The organism is Streptomyces sp. NPDC008163, from assembly GCF_042956885.1.
GTDB lineage: Bacteria > Actinomycetota > Actinomycetes > Streptomycetales > Streptomycetaceae > Streptomyces > Streptomyces drozdowiczii_A.
The window spans coordinates 193,101-207,461 of the sequence record NZ_JBIBHG010000011.1; the positions used below are offsets into that span (position 1 = coordinate 193,101).

Genomic DNA, 14,361 nt, shown 5'->3' on the forward strand with positions numbered 1-14,361 from the left:
GCGCCCAGCGCCCAGGAGGAGAAGCAGAGATGACCACCCACCGGCCACGCATCGTGGACCTCAGTGAGACCCAGCCCAACACCAGGCGCGGAGGCGACCTGCGCGCCCTGCTCACCCCCACCGCGGTGGGCGCCACCAGCGGCTTCATGGGCCTCGCCCTCGTCGACCCCGGCGACCGCATCGGCGAGCACTACCACCCGTACTCCGAGGAGTTCGTGTACGTCGTGCAGGGGCACCTGGAGGTCGACCTGGACGGGGAGACGCACACCATGCGCCCCGACCAGGGCCTGCTGATCCCCCCGCACGTCCGCCACCGCTTCCGCAACGTCGGCGACACCGAGGCCCGCATGGTCTTCCACCTCGGCCCGCTCGCCCCCCGCCCCGAACTCGGCCACGTCGACACCGAGGTGACCGAGACCGCCGAGCGGGGTGCCCCGCCAGAACGAACCGAGGCCGCCTCATGACCCGGCGCGTGGCGGTCACCGGAGTCGGCGTCGTCGCCCCGGGCGGCATCGGCGCCCCGGCCTTCTGGGACCTGCTCTCCAACGGCCGCACCGCGACCCGGGGCATCACCCTCTTCGACCCGGCGGGCTTCCGCTCCCGGATCGCCGCCGAGTGCGACTTCGACCCGGCGGCCCACGGCCTCGACGACGAGGAGACCGCACGCGCGGACCGCTATGTGCAGTTCGCGATGGTCGCCGCCCGCGAGGCACTGGCCGACGCCGGCCTGGACCCGGAGCGCACCGACCCCTGGCGGATGGGCGTCTCCCTCGGCACCGCGGTCGGCGGAACCACCCGCCTCGAACACGACTACGTCGCCGTCAGCGAGAAGGGTGCCCGTTGGGACGTCGACCACCGCCGGGCCGGCCCCCATCTGGAACGGGCCTTCTCACCCAGCTCGCTGGCCTCCGCCGTCGCCGAACAGGTCGGCGCCCACGGCCCCGTGCAGACCGTCTCCACCGGCTGCACCTCGGGCCTGGACGCCATCGGCTACGCCTTCCACTCCATTGAGGAGGGCCGGGTCGACGTCTGCATAGCCGGTGCGTCGGACTCGCCGATCACCCCGATCACCGTGGCCTGCTTCGACGCGATCAAGGCGACCTCCCCCAACAACGACGACGCGGAACACGCCTCCCGCCCCTTCGACGCACGCCGCGACGGCTTCGTCATGGGCGAGGGCGGAGCCGTACTCGTCCTGGAGGAACTGGAGCACGCCCGGGCCCGCGGGGCGACGGTGTACTGCGAGATCGCCGGCTACGCGACCTTCGGCAACGCGTACCACATGACCGGGCTCACCCCCGAGGGCCTGGAGATGGCCGAGGCCATCAACCGGGCGCTCGGCCACGGCCGGATCTCCCCGCAGGACATCGACTACGTCAACGCGCACGGCTCGGGCACCAAGCAGAACGACCGGCACGAGACCGCCGCCGTCAAACGGGCCCTCGGCGCGCACGCCCACAAGGTCCCGATGAGCTCCATCAAGTCGATGGTGGGCCACTCCCTCGGCGCGATCGGGGCGATCGAGATCGCCGCCTGCGTCCTGGCCCTGGTCAACCAGACGGTGCCGCCGACGGCCAACTACGAGTCCCCGGACCCGGAGTGCGACCTCGACTACGTGCCGCGCACCGCCCGCCCCCTGAAGCTGCGCAGCGTCCTGTCGGTCGGCAGCGGCTTCGGCGGCTTCCAGTCCGCGGTGGCCCTGACCCGAGGGAGGACATGATGAGCACCCGAAAGGCCCGGCGCACCGTTGTCACCGGCATCGGCGTCGTCGCCCCCAACGGCACCAGCACCGAATCCTTCTGGAAGCGCACCCAGGAAGGCATGAGCGTCCTGGACCGGGTCACCCGCGAAGGGTGCGAGGACCTGCCGCTGCACGTCGCCGGCGAGGTCCGCGGCTTCGACCCGGTCGCTCTCATCGAGGAGCGCTATCTCGTCCAGACCGACCGGTTCACGCACTTCGCGATGGCCGCCGCCGACATGGCGCTGGACGATGCCCGGCTCGGCCGCGCCGACTACGAGGACCGGCCGTTCGGCGTCGGCGTGGTCACCGCGGCCGGCTCCGGCGGCGGCGAGTTCGGCCAGCGCGAACTCCAGCGGCTCTGGGGTCAGGGCTCCACGTACGTCGGCCCCTACCAGTCGATCGCCTGGTTCTACGCGGCGAGCACCGGCCAGATCTCCATCCGCGGCGGCTTCAAGGGCCCGTGCGCGGTGGTGGCCAGCGACGAGGCGGGCGGCCTCGACGCGCTCGCGCACGCCGACCGCTCCGTGCGGCGCGGCACCGACGCGGTCGTCGTCGGCGCCGCGGAGGCCCCGCTCGCGCCCTACTCCGTGGTCTGCCAGCTCGGCTACCGCGACCTGAGCGCGGCCGAGGACCCGACGCGCGCCTACCGCCCCTTCACCTCGGACGCCTGCGGCTTCGTGCCCGCCGAGGGCGGCGCGATGTTCGTGGTCGAGGAGGAGGAGTCGGCCCGCGAGCGCGGTGCCCGGGTCCGGGCGGAGATCGCGGGCCACGCCGCCACCTTCACCACGGCCGCCCACTGGGAGGAGTCCCGCGAGGGCCTCGCCCACGCCATCGAGGGCGCGCTGCGGGAAGCCGGCTGCGCCCCCGACGAGGTCGACGTCGTCTTCGCGGACGCGCTCGGCTCGCCGGCCGCCGACCGGGCCGAGGCGCTGGCCCTGGCCGACGCGCTCGGCCCGCACAGCCGGCGCGTCCCGGTCACCGCCCCCAAGACCGGCATCGGCCGGGCGTACTGCGGGGGTCCGGTGCTGGACGCGGCGGCGGCCGTCCTGGCCATGGAGAACGGCCTCGTCCCGCCCACACCCAACGTGTTCGACGTCTGCCACGACCTCGACGTCGTCACCGAGCGGGCCCGCCCCGCCGAACTGCGCACCGCACTCGTGCTCAGCCGCGGCCTCATGGGCTCGAACGCGGCCCTGGTGCTCCGGCGCCCCGCCTGAGCCCGTCCATCCCTCGCGTCCCCCCTCGTGAGAAGGAGAAGTCCCTCATGACCGAACGACTGACGTACGCAGAACTCGCCGCCCTCATGAAGAAGGGCGCCGGCCTCTCCGTCGACCCCAAGGAGATGGAGAACCGCTCCGACGCCGCCTTCGACGAGTACGGCCTCGACTCCCTCGGCCTGCTCGGCATCGTCGGCGTACTCGAGAACCGGCACGGGCAGCCGCTGCCGGCCGACGCGGACCGGTGCAAGACGCCCCGCGAGTTTCTCGACCTCGTCAACAACAGCCTCATGACAGGAGCCTGACGTGTCCGGACACACCGAGAACGAGATCGTCATCGCCGCCCCCCTGGACCTCGTCTGGGACATGACGAACGACCTGGAGAACTGGCCGCAGCTCTTCAGCGAGTACGCGGCCGTCGAGGTCCTGGAACGGGACGGCGAGCGCACCACCTTCCGCCTGACCATGCACCCCGACGAGAACGGCAAGGTGTGGAGCTGGGTCTCCGAGCGCACCACCGACCGCCCGGGCCGCACCGTGCGGGCCCGCCGCGTCGAGCCCGGACCGTTCCAGCACATGGACATCCGGTGGGAGTACGCCGAGGTAGCCGGCGGCACCCGCATGCACTGGCAGCAGGACTTCGCGATGCGCCCCGACGCGCCGGTGGACGACGCCTGGATGACCGACAACATCAACCGGAACTCCAAGGTCCAGATGGCGCTGATCCGGGACAAGATCGAGCAGCGCGACCGCGAGCGCCGCTCCGCCGCCGTCCCGGCCAACTGACCGGCAGAGAGGCACCGCTCATGCATCACGCACTGATCGTCGCCCGGATGGCACCGGGGTCCGCCCCGGACATCGCGGAGCTGTTCGCCGCGTCCGACAACAGCGAACTGCCGCACCTGGTCGGTGTCACCCGCCGCAAGCTCTTCCAGTTCGGCGACGTCTACCTGCACATGATCGAGTCCGAGCACCCGCCCGGCCCGGAGATCGCCAAGGTGACCGAGCACCCGGAGTTCCGGGCCATCAGCGAACGGCTCACCGCCTTCATCAGCCCGTACGACCCGGAGACCTGGCGCGGGCCGAAGGACGCGATGGCCCAGGAGTTCTACCGCTGGGAGCGCGGCGCCTCCGCCTGAGCGACGACCACCGCCCCGGTCCCGGCCACAGAGGCCGGGACCGGGGCGGTGTCGCTTACGCCCGGGGGGTCAGTCCGGGACCACGCACTCGAAGGCGTGCAGATACGGATTGACCGGGCGGACGCCGTCGATCCGCAGCCCCGCCTCGGAGAGCCGGTCCACCAGGCTCTGCCGGGTGTGCTTGGCACCGCCCACGTTCAGGAGCAGCAGCAGGTCCATGGCGGTCGTGAAGCGCATGGACGGGGTGTCGTCCACCAGGTTCTCGATGACGACGACCCGGGCGCCGGGGCGGGCCGCCCGGACGACGGCGGCGAGCGCCCGGCGGGTGGACTCGTCGTCCCACTCCAGGATGTTCTTGATGATGTAGAGGTCGGCGGCGACCGGGATGCCCTCCCGGCAGTCTCCGGCCACGATCGACGCCCGCCCGGCCAGCGCGCCGCCGTCCCGCAGCCGCTCATCGGCCCTGGCGATCACCCCCGGCAGGTCCATCAGGGTGCCGTCGACCGACGGATGCTTCTCCAGCAGGCTCGCCAGTACGTGTCCCTGGCCACCGCCGATGTCGGCCACCGAGCAGACGCCGGTGAGGTCGAGCAGGGCGGCGACGTCCAGCGCCGACTGCACGCTGGAGGTGGTCATCGCCGCGTTGAACACCTGCGCCGACTCGTGGGCGTCCTGGTGGAGGTAGTCGAAGAACTCCTTGCCGAAGACGTCCTCGAAGACATTGCCGCCGGAGCGCACCGCGTCCTCCAGGCGGGGCCACACCTCCCAGGTCCAGGGCTCGGTGCACCACAGCGAGATCGCCCGCAGGCTGTCCGGGGCGTCCTCCCGCAGCAGCCGGGACATGTCGGTGTGCGCGAAGGTGCCGTCGGCGTTCTCGGTGAAGACGCCGTAGCAGGCGAGCGCCCGCAGCAGGCGCCGCAGCGGCCCCGGTTCGGTCTTCACGGCGGCCGCAAGCCGCTCCGCTGTCTCGGGGGTGTCACCGAGGGCGTCGGCGACACCCAGCCGGGCTACGGCGCGCACGGCGGCGGAGCGGGCCGCGCCGAACACGAGCTCGCGCAGCCGCATCGCCGGCTGCGGGGTGGGAAGGGGCTGGACGGGAGTGGTGCCGGGGGTGGTGCTCACGGTGGTCATGCCGTCTCGCTTCTCCTCGTGCGGGGGGTCACCGGTCAGCACATCCCGGCCGGTGCGGAGGTCGTGCAGACATTGCCGGTGAACCGGTTGCCCGTGCCGGTGTCCCGGTTCGCCAGGTCGGCGGGCTGATTGCCGAGGACGACGTTGCCGCTGACGGTGTTGTCGGTGTTCTTCGCACCCACGAAGCTCTTGAACAGCACGACACCGCCCGACAGCGGGGTCGCGCCCACGTTGTCGCGGATCACGTTGTTCCGCACCTCGGTGGACGCGGTGCCGGTCAGCACGATCCCGGAGCCCTGGATCGCGGGCAGCCGGTCGGTGGCGGCGCAGAACTTGTTGTTGCCGGTGATCCGGTTGGAGCGGACCGACATGGCGCCGGCCTGCGGGGTGCCCTCGTCGCCCACGACGAACACCCCGCTGCAGTTGGCGGTGAAGGTGTTGTCGCGCACCGACAGATTGCGCACCCGCCGCGCGGTGAACCCGATCCGGTTGTCGGTCAGGGTGTTGCCCCGGACCCGGGTGCCGCCGGTGTCGGTGGCGCCGCCCTCCTCGTCGACGCTGTTGGCGACGAAGATGCCCGCGTCCCCGTTGGAGCGGGCGGCGCTGTCCCGGATGTCGGAGCGGGTGGACCGCTGCTGTGCGATGCCCCAGACACCGTTGGCGTCGGCCGTCACCGAGCGGACCGACAGCCGGTCCGTCCAGGACGCCCACAGGCCGCTGCGGGCGAACCCGGTGACGCGCAGGGACCTGACGGTCACCCCGTCCGCGGTGCGGTCCTTCGTCCCCAGGACGCAGATCCCGTTGCCCGCACCCGCGCAGTCGTCGCCGGCGGCGGCCCGGCCGGCCGGGGGCATGATGACCGTGCCGTCACCGGAGCCGCGCAGGGTCAGGCCCGGCGTGCTGATCCGGACGCTCTCGCGGTAGGTCCCCGGCCGGACGACGACGGTGTCCCCGGGCCGTGCGGCGTCCACCGCCGCCTGGATGGACTGCCCCGGTGACACCACGCGCGCACCCACCGCGGCGGCCGGTGCGGCGGGCACCGCCGCGACCAGTCCGGCGGCCGATGCGGCTGCGACGCCCACGAGACGTGTGATGTGTCTATTCCTCATGAGCCGAAGCTATGGGCGATCCCGGCCCGGTGCCACGCACGGTGACCGGTTGGACGCGGGACGTGCCCGAATGGCTCACGTCCGGGCCCCCTCGGTAGCGTGGTCGCCGTGACAGCCGAACGTGATCTCCGAGTCCTGCTGAGCGACCTGAGCCCCGAGTCGCACCCCGGCCGGTACGTCTACGCCACGGTGCCCGACGGCGCCCTGCCCGGCGGTGTCGCACCCGTCGTCACGGTCCGCGAGAGCGAAGGACTCACCCTGGTGCTCCCCGAGGCCGAGGCCGCGGCGGCCGGGCTGGCGTACACCTATGTCGCCGGCTGGATCACCCTGCGGGTGCACTCGGCGCTGGAGGCGGTGGGGCTGACCGCCGCGGTGTCGCTCGCGCTCACCGACGCGGGTATCAGCTGCAACGTGGTGGCGGGGTTCCACCACGACCACCTCTTCGTGCCCTACGAGCGGCTGGACGAGGCCGTGGCCGTGCTGAAACGCCTGGCCACGGAGTCGCGTACCGGGTGAGGGGTGTGCGTACGGGGGAGGTGTGCGGTGTGTGGAGGTGTGCCCCCGGGCCTGGGCATATGCCGGTCCGGGCCCGGCTCGGCGAGGTGAGCTGGGACACGTAACATATGTGCATGTCCTTCCTCCGCCGCCGCAGCGCCGCCACACCCGCGGGCCCCGACTTCGACGTCCTGGCCATGGACCCCGGTGACTGGCCCGGCAACCTCGGCGCCGGTCTGCTCCCCGCCCCCGATGGCAGCTGCCAGGGTGTGTTCCTCCGCTACGACCTGTTCGGCGGTCGCGGCCCCGCGATGATCATCGGCAACCTGCCGGAGGGCTCGCCCGCGCGCGAGACCGAGGAGGGGCAGGTCCCCTTCGAGGTGGCCCAGTTGCTGCTGGCGCTGGAGAACGACGAACCGGTCGAGGTCACCGGCACCGAGGACATGCCGGTCATGCAGGGCGACAACCTCATGATCGTGCGCCGGGTGAAGCTCTCCGAGAGCCGTATCTCCTGTGTGCAGTTCGACCGCAGCGACGGTGTGCTCGTCACCATCGCCAGCTGGGACCGGCCCATCACCGACGACCTGTACGCCCTCCTGAAGCCGCTGCCCGCCGAACTCTTCCAGCAGGGCTGAGCACACCCCACGGTCACCGGGCCGCGCCGCCCGGTGATCCCACTTCCGAATCCCTGCCCATCGGCGGTGGCGCCCTCGGTGCGAGCATCTGGGGGACCCTCGCATCCGAACGCATCACCTTCAACGAGAAGACGCTGTGGACCGGCGGCCCCGGCTCCACCGAGGGCTACGACTTCGGCAACTGGACCGAGCCCCGGCCCGGCGCCCTCGACGGCGTACGCCGACGCCTCGACGCGGAGGGCACCCTCGGCCCCGACGCGCTGGCCGCCGAACTCGGCCAGGCCCGCCGGGGCTACGGCGCCTACCAGGTCTTCGGCGAACTCGGGCTCGACGTCCCGGGCGCACCGCCCTCGCCACCGTCACCTACACCCACGGGGGTGCCGCCCACACCCGCGACCACCGCGCCCTCTTCGACCGGGTCGCCCTCGACATCGGCCAGCAGCTCCCCGACACACCCACCGACCAGCTCCTGAGCGCGTACACCGGGGGTGGCGGCGCCGCCGACCGGGCGCTGGAGGCGCTGTTCTTCCAGTACGGCCGCTACCTCCTCATCGCCTCCTCGCGGGCCGGGTCACTGCCCGCCAACCTCCAGGGCGTCTGGAGCAACTCCACCACCCCGCCGTGGTCCGCCGACTACCACAGCAACATCAACCTCCAGATGAACTACTGGCCCGCCGAGGTCACCAACCTCGCCGAGACCACCGCCCCCTACGACCGATACGTCCACGCCGTGCGCGAACCGGGCCGGCGCACCGCGAAGGAGATGTTCGGCACCGCCGGCTGGGTCGTGCACAACGAGACCAACCCCTTCGGCTTCACCGGAGTCCACGACTGGTCCACCGCCTTCTGGTTCCCCGAGGCCGCCGCCTGGCTCACCCAGCAGATGTACGAGCACTACCGCTTCAGCGGCTCCACCGACCACCTGCGCTCCACCGCCTACCCCGCGATGAAGGAGGCCGCCACGTTCTGGCTGGCGGCCCTGCGCACCGACCCCCGCGACGGCCTCCTCGTCGTGACCCCCGGCTACTCGCCTGAGCACGGCGACTTCACCGCCGGGGCCGCGATGTCCCGGCAGATCGTGCACGACCTGCTCACCAGCACCCTGGAGGCGGCCCGCACCCTCGGCGACGCCCCCGCCTTCCGGGACCGGCTCGCGACGGCCCTGGACGGCCTCGACCCCGGGCTGCGCACCGGCTCCTGGGGGCAGTTGCAGGAGTGGAAGGCCGACCGGGACGATCCGGCCGACACCCACCGCCACGTCTCCCACCTCTTCGCCCTCCACCCCGGCCGCCAGATCGAGGCGGGCACCGCCTGGGCCGAGGCCGCCAAGGTCTCGCTCACCGCCCGGGGAGACGGGGGCACCGGCTGGTCCAAGGCATGGAAGATCAACTTCTGGGCCCGGCTGCGGGACGGCGACCACGCCCACAAGATGCTCGCCGAGCAGCTGAAGAGATCCACCCTGCCCAACCTCTGGGACACCCACCCGCCGTTCAAGATCGACGGCAACTTCGGCGCCACCTCCGGTATCGCCGAAATGCTCCTCCAGAGCCAGCACGACACCATCGACGTCCTCCCCGCCCTCCCGGTGAGCTGGCCGCAAGGATCGGTGCGCGGACTGCGCGCCCGGGGCGGATTCACCGTGGACATCGAGTGGGCCGGGGGCGCGGCCCGCCGTGTGGTGATCACGGCGAGCCGCACCCGTACGGCGACGGTACGCGCCACGCTCTTCGCCGGGGGTACGAAGACCTTCCGGGCCCGCGCCGGCCGGAGCTACACCTTCACCACCGCCGGCTGACCGAACAGCGCCGCCACCTGCGCCGCCGAAGTGCCGAGCCCCGTGGGACCGTTGAGGTGCCACGGGGCGCCGGTGCCCCGCCGCAGATCCTCCTCGCGGTAACGCCGGCAGCCCCGGTGCCAGATCAGAATCCCGGCCAGCCAGTGCTTCAGCTCCCGCACATAGCCCGCAAGGGTCTCCCGCGCCTCCGCGTCCAGGCCGAAGTCGTCGTACAGCACCGGCAGTTCGTTCTCGGCGACATGGAGGAACTGCCGCAGCCGCGACTTCATCAGGTCGTAGAGGATCGCCATCCCCGTCGGGTAGTCCACCCCGAAGAAGTTCTGCACGACCAGGACCCCGTTGTGCACCTCGCCCTCGTACTCGATCTCCTTCTGGTACGAGAACAGGTCGTTGAGCAGCGCCGCGTAGTCGGCTGCCGCGTTCTCCAGCGAGCGCAGCGGACCGCTCTCGTAGATCTCCCGCGGCACCTTCCGGCCGTGCCCGATCCGGCACAGGCTCATCGTCAGGTCCGAGCCGAACGTCATGCGCCGCATCTCGACGTAGTCCACCGGATCGGGAATCCGGTGCTGCGCCTGGTTCGCCAGCTCCCACAGCCAGCTCTCCGTCATGTCCTCCACGGACTTCCGGAACGCGCGCCGCCCGGCGTCGTCCATCGGCCCCGCCGTACGCTCCCAGAGGTCGCCGAGCCCCCGCTCCAGCGCGTTGACCGGCTCCGGAACCGGGCTGCCGTCCAGCGGCATGAACAGCGACAGACGCTCGTTGGCCAGCCGGGCCCCCGCGAGATCGCGCGACCGGCCGTGCACCACCGGGAACCAGTCGTCGCCGTACGTGCCCCAGGCCAGCCACCCCGAGGACAGGTCGAGTCCGTCCGGCGTCGCGTCCGGGTGGATACCGGCCGCGCACAACGGCAGGTCGATCGCCCGCAGCCGCTCCTCGTCCCAGATGTGCGAACCCGGCACCCCGGGCTGCGGCCCCAGGATGCCCATCCGGTCCGCCCAGACCACCAGCCGTTCCCGGGCGCCCTCCAGATGAGGGCTCAGCGTCGTGTCGAACGGCAGGTCGAAGTCGGGCAGCAGGGACGGGCCCACGTGCTGGAAGAGCACATGGCTGTGGCTGCGCAGCCGGGCCGACTCGGAGCGCCGGGTGAAGCGGATCGAAGCGGCGGACATCCCGAAACCCGGCTCGGCCCGGCCGGCGCCGCCGTCGTTCATGTAACGGCTGGAGCGCATGTGCCACTCGTGGCCGCCGGACTGCCAGTCCTGCAGCCCCTTCACATACGCCCCGACGGCGGCGGTCTGCGCCGCGTCCAGCCCCTTGGCCGCGCAGAGCGGGCCCACCTCGGTCAGCGCGGTGTTCTCGAACTGCTGGAGCCTGGACGTCAGCAGGTCGTTCACCGCCTCGGCCGCCTCTTGGGTCGAGCAGCCGAGGAAACGCTCGAGCACCAGCACCCCGTTGCTGTTCTCGCCCTCGTCCTCCACCTCGCGCTGGTACGAGAAGAGGTCGTTGCGCAGATGGACCCCGTCCGAGAACGCGTCGCGCAGCACCCGCAGCGCCCGTTCACCGGCGACCGCCTCCGGCACCTCGGCCCCCGCCGCGTACTCCACCAGGCCGGCCGACCAGGGGGCCCCGCCCACCTTGCGGCGCATCTCGATGTACTCGACGGGGTTCGCGATGCGGCCCTCGTTGATGTTGGCGAGCTCCCACAACGACTCGTTGAGGAGGTTGCGCGTCGACTCCGCGAACCGCACCCGCCACGCGTCCGACATCGCGGGCACCGTACGCGCCCACAGATCCGCGAGCCCCGCCTCCACCGGATTCTCCGGCTCGGGCACCGGTGCACCGCGCTCCATCGGCATGAAGGCGGGCAGCCGGTCGAGATACCGCTTCCCGCCTTCGCGGTCCGGGGTCCGTTTGAACAACTCCAGGAAGTGGTCGTCGAAGAAGAAGACCCACACGTACCAGTCGGTGACCAGCGACAGCGCCTCCGCCGAGCAGTCGGGATGGGTGTACGCGCACAGCAGCGCGTAGTCGTGCGCGTCGAGGTCCCTCTCCTCCCAGATACCGGACCCCTCCAGCATCCCCATGGCCCGCGCCCACGCCTTCGTGTGCTGCCTGGCCTCCTCCACTTGGGGGTTGAGACGCGCCGGATACGGAACATAGAAGTCCGGCAGGGTGAACGGCTGAGCCATGTGCGTCCGGCCTTTCCGAGAGCCATCGCGTGCGTTCCACGCGCATCGGTCCTGTCGGCGCCAGCACTACCCTTGGTCCGTTCGGGGCACGCACCCCCGCGATTAGTCACACCGCAGAGCGCCCGTTCGAGGGACACCCGTGCCGGTCCGGACACGTAAAACCCTGGTAACGCGCCATCGCCACACCCCCGCCGATTCCCGCCCATCGCAGGTCACAGGCCCTGTCAGTGGTCTGGTCCAGTGGCTCAACGCGCGGCCCTCCCAGCACTCTTGACGCCTCTTCACCTCAGGTCACAGAGTGTGCGCGCACGCCCGAACGGCTCCACCCGGCTCTACGAAGGGTTGTCATGACGTCCAAGCAGAGGACCAGGCTCGCACTCGCCTTCACCACCGCCGGGGCACTGAGCCTCGCGCTGCTCAGCCCGGCCGCCCAGGCCGGCGCCGACGGGGTCCGGCCCGAGTGCCCGCGCGGTCTCGCCTGCGACTGGGTCCCGGCCGCCTACCAGCAGACCGGCGACCCGGCCGACAAGGAGACGTACGGCAACTACGACACCGCCGACCGGCCGCACACCAACAAGATCAAGTTCATCGTGCTGCACGACACGGAGGAGGACTTCGACACCACACTGAAGATCTTCCAGAACCCGCTGAAGCAGACCTCGGCCCACTACGTCGTACGCTCCGCCGACGGCCACGTCACCCAGATGGTCAAGAACAAGGACGTCGCCTGGCAGGCCGGCAACTGGTACGTCAACAGCCACTCCATCGGCATCGAGCAGGAGGGTGTCGCCGTCGACGGCGCCCAGTGGTACACCCCCGAGATGTACCGCTCGACCGCCACCCTGGTGCGCTACCTCGCCGCCAAGTACGACATCCCGCTCGACCGCCAGCACATCATCGGCCACGACGGCGTTCCGCCGACCAGCGCCGCCGGCACCAAGAACATGCACTGGGACCCGGGCACGTACTGGGACTGGAACTACTTCATGACGCTCCTCGGCAGGCCCACCGTGCCGACCGCCCTCCCCGGCAGCCAACTCGTCACCGTCAGCCCGAGCTTCAAGAAGAACAAGCAGGCGTTCCGCGACTGCGAGAAGAACGTGGACCTGCCCGTCCAGGGCTCCAGCGCCGTCCCGCTGCACACCGCGCCCTCCGACGACGCGCCCCTCTTCTCCGACCCCGGCATCCACACGGACGGCTCGCCCGGCACCAACTGCGCCGCCGACTGGGGCAGCAAGATCAGTGCCACCCAGCAGGCCGTAGTCGCCGGCCGCGCCCCCGGCTGGACGGCCATCTGGTGGTACGGCGAGAAGGCGTGGTTCCGTACCCCGGCCTTCACCCACACCACCGTTCCCACCTCCGGCTACGTCGTCCGCCCGAAGGCCGGCAAGGCGGAGGTGCCGGTGTACGGGGTGGCGTACCCGGACAAGTCGGAGTACCCGGCGGACTTCGCGGACCAGCGGGTCGGCACCCCGCTCCAGTACACGATCAAGGCCGGACAGTCCTACCCCGGCAGCGGCGAGGCGCCCACCGGCTTCTTCTACGCACCGACGATCGACGCCTCCCTCCCGCTGGACCACTCGTACTTCAAGGGCAAGGAGAAGTACGTGACGGTCCAGATCGGCCACCGCGTCGCCTTCGTCAAGGCGTCCGACGTGGACATCGTGCGCGCCCGCTGAACCACCGGCGCCGGTACACACAACAGCGCGCCGCGGTCCCGGTGTGTCGGCACCGGACCCGCGGCGCGCCCCGTGGGGCCGGCCGGTCAGCGCGTGCCGACCGCCGCCCGCACGGCGTTCCGGGCCATCGCGCAGTCGTCGTGCAGCCGGCGCAGCAGCAGCCGCTGCTCCTCGCCCGGGGCGAGCGCCCCCGCCCGGTCCTGCACGGCCCGGGCGGGCCCGGCCTCCCGCATGGCCCGTTGCACGGCCGTCTCGTACCGGCGGATCTCCCGCGTGAGGACGAGCATCAGGTTGACCAGGAACGCGTCGCGCGCCGCCGGGCCCGCGACCTGCGCCAGCTTGCTGATCTCGCGCCGCGCCACCGGGGCGTCACCCAGCACGGTCCACAGCGTCGCCAGGTCGTACCCCGGCAGATACCAGCCCGCGTGCTCCCAGTCCACGAGGACCGGCCCCGTGGGCGACAGCAGGATGTTGGACAGCAGGGCGTCCCCGTGGCAGAACTGTCCCATCGCGCCGCGCCCCCCGGAGTGGGCGATCCCGTGCAGCAGCTTCTGCAGGTCGCCCAGGTCCCGGTCGGTGAAGAGACCCAGCTCGTGGTAGCGGGCGATCCGCGCCGCGTAGTCCAGCGGCGCCTCGAACAGGCCCGCCGGCGGACGCCAGGCGTTGACCCGGGCGACCGCTCCGAGCACGGCGCGCAGGTCCGCGCGGGGCGGCGCCTCCGCGGGGTGGCGCGTCAGGGCGGCGACCCGGCCGGGCATCCGCTCGATGACCAGCGTGCAGTTCTCCGGGTCGGCGGCGATGAGCCGGGGCACCCGTACCGGCGGGCGGTGCCGGACGAACGCCCGGTATGCCGCTATTTCGTGCCGGAACCGCTCCGCCCACGCGGGGGAGTGGTCCAGTAAACACTTCGCCACCGCCGTCGCCCGCCCCGTGGAGCCGACCAGCAGCACCGAACGCCCGCTGCGCCGCAGTACCTGCACCGGATTGAACTCCGGGCAGATCCGGTGCACGGACGCGATCACCATCCTCAGCTGGGCGCCCTGGGGGCCCGACAGGTCCAGCCGGCCGCCGAGCGAGGGGACGCCGGGCCCTCCCGGCCGCCGGGGCCGCCCGATGCCGGGCGCCGGGACGGTGGCGCGTGGGTCGAGATACGGTCCGCCGCCCGCCTGGAGGGGACGCAGCGGCCGGGGCGGGGCGGACACGGAGGACGATGCTGTGTACATGGGCGATA

General features: G+C 71.8%; 13 protein-coding genes and 1 pseudogene. 10 read left to right on the plus strand and 4 right to left on the minus strand.

Annotated features, from left to right (window positions below; all coding sequences use genetic code 11):
* The first annotated feature begins 29 nt into the window (after positions 1-29).
* Genes ACFZAT_RS24285 through ACFZAT_RS24310 form a run of 6 tightly spaced genes read left to right on the plus strand, consistent with a single transcriptional unit; the run spans position 30 to position 4,097 of the window.
* Entirely contained in the window at positions 30-464 is a 435-nt protein-coding gene (locus ACFZAT_RS24285) for a cupin domain-containing protein (RefSeq protein WP_018102923.1), read from the plus strand.
* On the plus strand, positions 461-1,720 hold the full coding sequence (locus ACFZAT_RS24290; protein WP_391267000.1) for a beta-ketoacyl-ACP synthase II: 1,260 nt from the start codon (positions 461-463) through the stop codon (positions 1,718-1,720). Before ACFZAT_RS24285 ends, ACFZAT_RS24290 begins: the two co-directional genes overlap by 4 nt.
* The gene (locus ACFZAT_RS24295) at positions 1,720-2,958 is read left to right on the plus strand and encodes a beta-ketoacyl synthase N-terminal-like domain-containing protein (RefSeq protein ID WP_391267002.1); all 1,239 of its coding nucleotides are present in this window, start codon (positions 1,720-1,722) and stop codon (positions 2,956-2,958) included. Before ACFZAT_RS24290 ends, ACFZAT_RS24295 begins: the two co-directional genes overlap by 1 nt.
* Before the next feature lie 47 nt (positions 2,959-3,005).
* A complete protein-coding gene (locus tag ACFZAT_RS24300) occupies positions 3,006-3,263 on the plus strand; it encodes an acyl carrier protein (RefSeq protein WP_018102926.1) in 258 nt (85 codons plus the stop codon).
* A 1-nt stretch (position 3,264) separates the two neighbouring features.
* Entirely contained in the window at positions 3,265-3,744 is a 480-nt protein-coding gene (locus ACFZAT_RS24305) for an SRPBCC family protein (RefSeq protein WP_073969088.1), read from the plus strand.
* A gap of 20 nt (positions 3,745-3,764) precedes the next feature.
* Entirely contained in the window at positions 3,765-4,097 is a 333-nt protein-coding gene (locus tag ACFZAT_RS24310) for a TcmI family type II polyketide cyclase (RefSeq protein ID WP_073969089.1), read from the plus strand.
* Between the two features lie 69 nt (positions 4,098-4,166).
* Here the strand turns inward: ACFZAT_RS24310 and ACFZAT_RS24315 are convergent, their stop codons facing one another.
* Entirely contained in the window at positions 4,167-5,228 is a 1,062-nt protein-coding gene (locus tag ACFZAT_RS24315) for a methyltransferase (RefSeq protein WP_391267007.1), read from the minus strand.
* A gap of 35 nt (positions 5,229-5,263) precedes the next feature.
* Entirely contained in the window at positions 5,264-6,337 is a 1,074-nt protein-coding gene (locus ACFZAT_RS24320; RefSeq protein ID WP_391267010.1) for a right-handed parallel beta-helix repeat-containing protein, read from the minus strand.
* 108 nt (positions 6,338-6,445) lie between these two features.
* Here ACFZAT_RS24320 and ACFZAT_RS24325 point away from each other — a divergent pair, with 108 nt between their 5' ends.
* The 3 genes and pseudogenes from ACFZAT_RS24325 to ACFZAT_RS24335 all read left to right on the plus strand — a co-directional run bounded on the left by ACFZAT_RS24325 (position 6,446) and on the right by ACFZAT_RS24335 (position 9,262).
* The gene (locus tag ACFZAT_RS24325; RefSeq protein WP_391267012.1) at positions 6,446-6,853 is read left to right on the plus strand and encodes an ACT domain-containing protein; all 408 of its coding nucleotides are present in this window, start codon (positions 6,446-6,448) and stop codon (positions 6,851-6,853) included.
* A gap of 113 nt (positions 6,854-6,966) precedes the next feature.
* A complete protein-coding gene (locus tag ACFZAT_RS24330) occupies positions 6,967-7,467 on the plus strand; it encodes a hypothetical protein (RefSeq protein ID WP_026171499.1) in 501 nt (166 codons plus the stop codon).
* A pseudogene (locus ACFZAT_RS24335) lies at positions 7,464-9,262 on the plus strand (glycoside hydrolase family 95-like protein). The gene ACFZAT_RS24330 and the pseudogene ACFZAT_RS24335 overlap by 4 nt, the downstream one beginning before the upstream one ends.
* Here the strand turns inward: ACFZAT_RS24335 and ACFZAT_RS24340 are convergent.
* Complete coding sequence (locus tag ACFZAT_RS24340) at positions 9,238-11,451, minus strand: germacradienol/geosmin synthase (RefSeq protein ID WP_391267014.1); 2,214 nt, start codon at positions 11,449-11,451, stop codon at positions 9,238-9,240. The pseudogene ACFZAT_RS24335 and the gene ACFZAT_RS24340 overlap by 25 nt on opposite strands.
* Positions 11,452-11,798: 347 nt before the next feature.
* Between ACFZAT_RS24340 and ACFZAT_RS24345 the strand changes: the two genes are divergently transcribed.
* Positions 11,799-13,130 (plus strand): N-acetylmuramoyl-L-alanine amidase, encoded by a 1,332-nt coding sequence (locus ACFZAT_RS24345; RefSeq protein WP_391267015.1) that lies wholly within the window; start codon positions 11,799-11,801, stop codon positions 13,128-13,130.
* An 86-nt stretch (positions 13,131-13,216) separates the two neighbouring features.
* On the opposite strand, the gene ACFZAT_RS24350 is transcribed toward ACFZAT_RS24345, so the two are convergent.
* Positions 13,217-14,353 carry a phosphotransferase gene (locus tag ACFZAT_RS24350; RefSeq protein WP_391267016.1) on the minus strand — a complete coding sequence of 379 codons (1,137 nt, stop codon included), beginning with the start codon at positions 14,351-14,353 and terminating at the stop codon, positions 13,217-13,219.
* Positions 14,354-14,361: the final 8 nt, after the last annotated feature.